The sequence below is a fragment of the Corallococcus sp. 4LFB genome (assembly GCF_046520365.1).
Lineage (GTDB): Bacteria > Myxococcota > Myxococcia > Myxococcales > Myxococcaceae > Corallococcus > Corallococcus caeni.
In genome coordinates, this window is the sequence record NZ_JBKGHJ010000461.1 from 1 (window position 1) to 6,661 (window position 6,661).

Sequence of the window (6,661 nt, forward strand, 5' to 3'; positions counted from 1 at the left end):
GACGGCGCCTTCGCCCAGCAGCCGCGCGTAGCGGCCGCGCAGCGCGAGCAGCTGCTCGTGCGTGCCGGCCTCCACCACCTGGCCATGCTCCACCACGGCGATGAGGTCCGCGTCGCGCACGGTGCTGAGCCGGTGCGCGATGACCAGCACCGTGCGGCCCTTCATCAGCGCCGCGAGCCCCGCGCCCACCGCCGCTTCACTGGTGGCGTCCAGGGCGCTCGTGGGCTCATCCAGCAGCAGCAGGGACGGGCGGCACAGGAAGGCGCGCGCCAGGGCCAGCCGCTGCCGTTGGCCGCCGGACAGCCGGCCGCCCCGCTCGCCCACGGGTTCATCCAGGCCGCCGGGCAGCGCGCGCACGAAGTCCTCCGCGTGCGCCAGCCGCAGCGCTTCCCACAGCGCGTCATCCGGCGCGTCCGGCTGCCCCAGGCGCAGGTTGTGGCGCACGGTGCCGGAGAAGAGCACCGGCTCCTGCGGCACCCACGCCACCTGGCCGCGCACGCTGGAGGCCTTCAGCGACGACAGCGGCAGGCCGTCCCACCTCACCTCGCCGCCGCTCGGGGGCAGGAAGCCCAGCAGCACGGAGAACAGCGTCGTCTTGCCCGCGCCGGACGGGCCCACCAGCGCCACGCGCGAGCCCGCGGGAATCGTCAGGTCCACGCCCTTGAGCGCTTCGCGTCCGTCCGCGTAGGTGGCGCGCACGCCGGACAGCTCCAGGGCGCGCGACAGGGGCGGAGGCCTCCGCGCCCACGTCCGGCGGCACCGGCGCGTCCGCGAGCGCGAAGAGCCGCTCCGCCGCCGCCAGCCCCGTGAGCACCTGGGACAGCGTGCCGCTCAGCGACTTCACCGGCTGGTAGAGCAGCAGCGCCGCCGCCATGAAGGACAGGAGCCGCCCGGCCAGCGACGGATCCATGGACACCGCGCGGGCGCCCCACGCCACCGCCGCCGCCACGCCCACGATGCCCAGCAGCTCCACCGTCGGGCTGAACGCGCCGCGGATGAAGAGCGAGCGGCGCATCTCGTTCAGGTACGCCTCCGCCTCCTGGTCGAAGGACTCCAGCGCGCGCGGCACCGTCCCGTACGCCTGCACCACGGGCAGGTTCTGGAGCTGCTCGGCGGTGATGGCGCTGAGCGCGCCCAGGTTCGCCTGCGAGCGGGTCGCCACCTTCTTGAGCGAGCGCGCGAACCGGGTGACCGGCAGCACGGTCACGGGGACGACGACGAACGTGAAGAGAAAAAGTTTCGCGTCGATGAGGAAGCAGGTCGCCAGCAGGGCGACAATCTGCAGCCCATCCCTCACGTACGATGACAGCGCCTGGGTGACGGAGAACTCCACCAGGGGGACGTCCGAGGTGAACCGGGAGACAAGCTCCCCCGAGTGGCGCTGCTCGAAGAAAGACGGCGGCTGGGCGAGCAGGCGGCCGTAGAGAAAGCCTCTCAGGTCGGCCATCACGCGCTGGCCCAGCCGCTGCATCAGGCCCCCCTGAAGGAACTGGGCGGTGGCCTTCACCACCGCCACCGCGACGACCAGCAGGGGCAGCCGGGACAGCAGGGCCTCCGGCGACAGGGTCATCCCCGCGACGGTGACGGGGGCGCCGGTGAGGACGGCGCGCAGCAGCGGCCCGACGATCCAGGCGTACGCGGCGGTGGCGGCGGCGCCGGCGAGCGAGGCCAGCGTGCCCGCGAAGAGCAACCGGCGATACGGGCGCAGGTAGCCCAGGAGCCGGCGATAGACGTGCGCGGAGGGACGGGGGGCCACGGGGAGGGGGGGCACTCTGTCACCGAGGCGACGGTGGCGTCCAAGCCAAAGGGACGTGGGAAGCCGGCGTGCATGGCCGGCTGCCCCACGGCCGGTCAGGGAGCGCTCGCGCCCGCCTGCGTTGCCGCATCCCACACATGCGGACAGCTTGAGAGGCGCCATGGAAACCAACTCCGAGAAAGAAGTCCTGTTCAATCCCGGCTGCGAGTCGGTCGTGGATGACGAAGAGCGCCGCCGTCTGCTCTGGCTGATGGCCGAGTATTTCCGCACCATCGGTTACTCGGACATCAAGGCCCGGCTCCCTGGCTTCATGCCGCCGCCCGTACTCTCCGGCACCATCGAGGATCACCGGCCGGACTTCACCTGTCGTCAGTCCGACTCCGCCCGGACGCCCATCATCCTGGAGATCGTCACCCCGGGCATGGTGGATGATCCCACCGCGGAGAACCGCTGGAGCCTGCTGGCGAGCGCCGCCAAGCTCTACAACGCGGAGCTGCACTTCGTGGTCCCCAAGTGGTCCATCAACGGCCCCGTGGACCCGGCCCTCAAGCGCCGGCTCGCCCGCATGGAGCTGACCGTGAACCGCGTCTGGACCGTGTAGCCCCGCCGTGCTCGCGTCACCTGGGTTGGACCGGCCTGGATTGCTGGTGGGTTTCGCTGCGTTATAGTGACTCCGATTCTCTACGCAGCTTGAAAACGCCAGCAAATTCCAGGGGTTCGATTCAATGGCAGGGGCCGCAGGGCAGAAGCGCGACTACTACGAGGTCCTGGGCGTCCAGAAGAACGTTACGGCGCAGGACCTGAAGAGCGCGTTCCGGAAGGTCGCGTTGCAGTACCACCCGGACCGCAACCCCGGGAACCACGAGGCCGAGGAGAAGTTCAAGGAGGCCTCGGAGGCCTACGAGGTCCTGAGTGATCCGGACCGGCGCACGAAGTACGACCGCTTCGGACACGCGGGCAACCCCTTCGGGGACGCGGGCGGCGGCTTCCAGGGCGTCAACATCAACGACATCTTCGGGGAGATCTTCGGCGACATCTTCGGGGGTGGCGGTGGCCGGGGCCGGCAGCGCAACAGCCGGGGCGCGGACCTGCGCTACAACCTGGAGATCTCCTTCGAGGAGGCCGCGTTCGGCTGCCGCCCGAAGGTGACCATCCCCCGTCCGAAGAAGTGCGAGACCTGCTCCGGCTCCGGCAGCAAGAGCGGCGCGGCCCCACGGCCCTGCGCGGCGTGCGGCGGCAGTGGGGAGCTGCGCTACTCGCAGGGCTTCTTCGCGGTGTCCCGGCCGTGCGGTGACTGCGGCGGCACGGGCGCCACCATCCCGGATCCGTGCGGCAAGTGCCGGGGCTCCGGGAAGACGCCGTCCGAAGAGGTCATCGAGGTCGCCATCCCGGGCGGCGTGGACAACGGCACGCGCGTGCGGCTGGGCGGCATGGGCGAGCCGGGCGACCGGGGCGGGCCTCCGGGGGACCTGTACGTGACGGTCATCGTGCGCGAGCACCCGCTGTTCCAGCGCGAGGAGTACGAGGTCTTCTGCGAGGTGCCGGTGTCCTTCACGCAGGCGGCGCTGGGCGCGAAGATCGACGTGCCCACGCTGGACGGCAAGGTGAAGATGACCATCCCGCAGGGGACCCAGTCCGGGAAGGTGTTCCGGCTGCGCGGCAAGGGCATCCCGCACCTGCACAGCCAGCAGCGCGGCGACCAGCACGTGCGCGTCATCATCGAAACGCCCACGGAGCTGACGTCCAAGCAGCGCGAGCTGCTGGAGCGCTTCGCGGAGGTGTCCGGCGAGGAGACCCATCCCCAGTCGAAGACCTTCTTCGACAAGGTGAAGGAGCTCTTCGGCTAGGAGGCCGGGCGTGCGTCCGGGGCCGCGCGCGAGCGTGGCTCCGGGGCCGCGCGCGGCGGGGGAGGGGAGGGCGGCTCCCCTCGGTGACGCAGGCGGGCACGCGCGGTGCACTGAAGCGGACGTTCCAGGGGAATCTTCCCCCCGCTCAAGTGTCGACGGAGCCGCACCCGCGCTGCTATGCACCTCGCCATGGAAGTCCTCTCCGCATCGCGCCGCGCGCTCGTCGCCGCGCTGGCCCTGACGTTGACCGCCTGCCCCAAGTCGCCCTCCCGCACCGACAGCCGGGACGGCACCTCCGGGGGCGACTCCACCCAGTCCAACCGCCCGCGCGTGGAGGTGAGGCAGGACGCCACCGCGAACGCCGCGCTCGCGCAGGCCCGCACGCAGGCGCAAGCAAACCCGGACAAGAAGCAGGCCGCGGAGGCCTACCTGGCCGTGCGCAAGGCGTACCCCGCCACCACCGCCGGCCAGGACGCGCTCTACAACGCGGGCGTCCTCTACTTCGAGGCGAAGGACTACGCGAACGCGCGCAAGACCTTCAACGAGCTGCTCTTCGAGAACCCCCTCTACGCCCAGGCCGAGGACGCCAAGCACAAGCTGGCCGTCTCCGCCATGGAGGTGGGCGCCTACCGCGACGCGTACCAGACGCTCACCAGCCTGGCCGAGCGCGCGGAGGGTGCGGAGAAGGAGCAGCTGCTGAAGGAGGCCGCGCGCGCGGCGGAAGGCGCGGGCCTGTTCTCGCAGGCGCTGTCGTCCGCGGTGAAGGACGCCGGGGACGCCCAGACGCAGGAGGAGAAGACCGCCGCGGTGCAGAAGGTGGAGCAGCTGGTGGAGGGCCGCGCCAGCTTCCTCGACATCGCGCGCGTGCAGGAGGGGCTGTCCCCGTCCAACCCCGCGTGGCCGGTGCTCCAGTTCAAGCTGGCGCGCATCTACTACCACCTGCGGGACTGGACCCGCCTGGAGGAGACGCTCCAGACGTACCTGCGCGAAGCGCCCAACAGCACCTTCGCGCCGCAGGCGAAGGAGCTGCTCGCGCGCGCCACCCGCCGCGTGGAGGTGCATCCGCGCACCGTGGCGGTGCTGCTGCCCATGACGGGCCGCTACCAGCCCATCGGCGAGGCGGTGCTGCGCGGCGTGAAGCTGGGCCTGCAGGGCAGCGACATCGAGCTGGTGGTGAAGGACACGCAGGGCGACGTCAACAAGACGGGCACGGCGATGGAGCAGCTGGCGTTCGACGACGGCGCCATCGCGGCCATGGGCCCGCTGCTGGTGGACGACACCAAGCGCGCGGCGCTGCTGGCGGAGGAGCTCCAGGTGCCGCTCTTGACGCTGAGCCGTCAGGAGGGCATCACGGACATTGGCCCGTACGTCTTCCGCAACATGCTGACGAACTCCGCGCAGGCGCGCGCCATCGCGGACTACGCGATGAACGTGAAGGGCTACAAGCGCTTCGCGGTGCTCTACCCGAACATCCCCTACGGTGTGGAGCTGGCGAACGAGTTCTGGGACGACGTGGTGTCGCGCGGCGGCGTGGTGCGCGGCGCGGAGTCCTACTCCTACGACCAGACGACGTTCACCGGCGAGGCCAAGCGCCTGGTGGGCCGCTACTACCTGGAGGACCGCGGCGACTACGCGGAGGCCGTGCGCGACGTGCAGGGGGAGAAGTTCACCGACGCGTACCGCCGCCGCAAGGCCATGGAGAAGGCCCGCAGCGGCGTGGAGCCCATCATCGACTTCGAGGGCCTCTTCATCCCGGACGACTGGCGCCGGGTGAGCCTGGTGACGCCCGCGCTCGCGGTGGAGGACATCGTCACCAACGCGTGCGACCCGCGCGACCTGGAGCGCATCCGCAAGACGACGGGCAAGAAGGACCTGAAGACCGTCACGCTCTTCGGCACCAACCAGTGGTCCAGCCCCAAGGGCCGCTCGGGCCTGCCGGAGCTGCTGGAGCGCGGCGGCAAGTTCGTCACCTGCTCGGTGTACGTGGACGGCTTCTTCGTGGACTCGCAGCGGCCCGCGACGCAGAAGTTCGTGAAGACCTACCGCGACGCGTACAAGGAGACGGGGCGTGACCCGGGCCTGCTGGAGGCCATCGGCTACGACTCGGCGCGCATGATGCGGCAGGTGATTGACAAGCAGCGGCCCAACACGCGCGCGGCGATGCGTGAGGCGCTGGCGGGGCTGAAGGACTTCGACGGCGCCACCGGCCGCACGTCGTTCAACGACAAGCGGGAAGCGGATAAGCAGCTGTTCCTCTTGTCCGTGGACAGCAAGGGCGTGAACGAGATCAACGTGGACAAGGAGAAGGCCGCCGTCCGCGGCTCGGGTTCATGAGCCTGCGTGCCGGGGGCTTCGTCCTCGCGGGCGCCCTGGCGCTCACGGGCTGCGCGCACACGGCCGCGGGCCTTGCGCCGGACACGGTGACGCGGTTGGAGTCCACGCCCGGAGGCTTCCTCTCCGGCGCGGTGGAGGGCTTCGACGGCGAGCCCACCGTCCTCAACCGCAAGGACGTCATCTGGACGGTGGACTTCGCGCCCCGAAGCCCGCTCGTCGCGTACACGCGCTTCGCGAACGGCACCATCGGCCAGCGGCTCACGGTCTGGGACCTGGGGACTGCCAGCGCCACGGGCGCGGCCGCGCCCACCGAGCGGTTCGACGCCCTGGTGAACGCCTCCGAGTTCGACCCGGAAGGCGTGGCCTTCGCTCCCGACGGTGCGCTGGTGGCGACGGTGAGCCGCAGCGGCGCGGTGCAGCTGTTCGACGTGGCCACGGGGACGCAGCGGGCGCTGCTCGCCACCGAGGAGCCGCTGGTGTCGGTGGCCTTCCATCCGGACGGCAAGTGGCTGGCGGTGGGCAGCACCCAGGGCCTGGTGTCGCTGGTGTCGGTGCCCGCGCTGGAGTTCTCGGCGGAGGCGCGGCTGCACACGGGGCCGGTGAGCGCGTTGGCGTTCACGGCGGACGGGACCCTGTACTCGGGCGGCTGGGACGGCCACGTGCGCGCGTCGGACACGCCGGACCAGACCGCGCGGCCGGACGCGGCGCGCACGCACTCGAGCGG

The 6,661-nt window shown here is 71.2% G+C and carries 5 protein-coding genes and 1 pseudogene; 4 read left to right on the forward strand and 2 right to left on the reverse strand.

From position 1 onward, the window contains the following. Both ACLEQD_RS33980 and ACLEQD_RS33985 read right to left on the reverse strand, forming a co-directional pair. Window positions 1–699: ABC transporter ATP-binding protein (locus ACLEQD_RS33980; protein ID WP_410389776.1), on the reverse strand; the 699-nt coding region annotated here is incomplete at its 3' end. A 202-nt stretch (window positions 700–901) separates the two neighbouring features. After that, a pseudogene (locus ACLEQD_RS33985) lies at window positions 902–2,029 on the reverse strand (ABC transporter transmembrane domain-containing protein); the annotation flags it as partial. Here ACLEQD_RS33985 and ACLEQD_RS33990 point away from each other — a divergent pair. The 4 genes from ACLEQD_RS33990 to ACLEQD_RS34005 all read left to right on the forward strand — a co-directional run. Beyond that, a complete protein-coding gene (locus ACLEQD_RS33990) occupies window positions 1,917–2,357 on the forward strand; it encodes a hypothetical protein (RefSeq protein WP_120523638.1) in 441 nt (146 codons plus the stop codon). The pseudogene ACLEQD_RS33985 and the gene ACLEQD_RS33990 sit on opposite strands and share 113 nt — an antisense overlap. A gap of 124 nt (window positions 2,358–2,481) precedes the next feature. After that, window positions 2,482–3,603, forward strand: coding sequence for a molecular chaperone DnaJ (dnaJ, locus tag ACLEQD_RS33995; protein ID WP_410389777.1), 1,122 nt, complete (start codon window positions 2,482–2,484; stop codon window positions 3,601–3,603). A 189-nt stretch (window positions 3,604–3,792) separates the two neighbouring features. Next, window positions 3,793–5,937: an ABC transporter substrate-binding protein gene (locus ACLEQD_RS34000; RefSeq protein ID WP_410389779.1), complete on the forward strand. Its 2,145-nt coding sequence runs from the start codon at window positions 3,793–3,795 to the stop codon at window positions 5,935–5,937. Further along, window positions 5,934–6,661, forward strand: a 728-nt coding sequence (locus ACLEQD_RS34005) for a WD40 repeat domain-containing protein (protein WP_410389781.1), incomplete at its 3' end; no start/stop codon positions are given. The genes ACLEQD_RS34000 and ACLEQD_RS34005, both read left to right, overlap by 4 nt.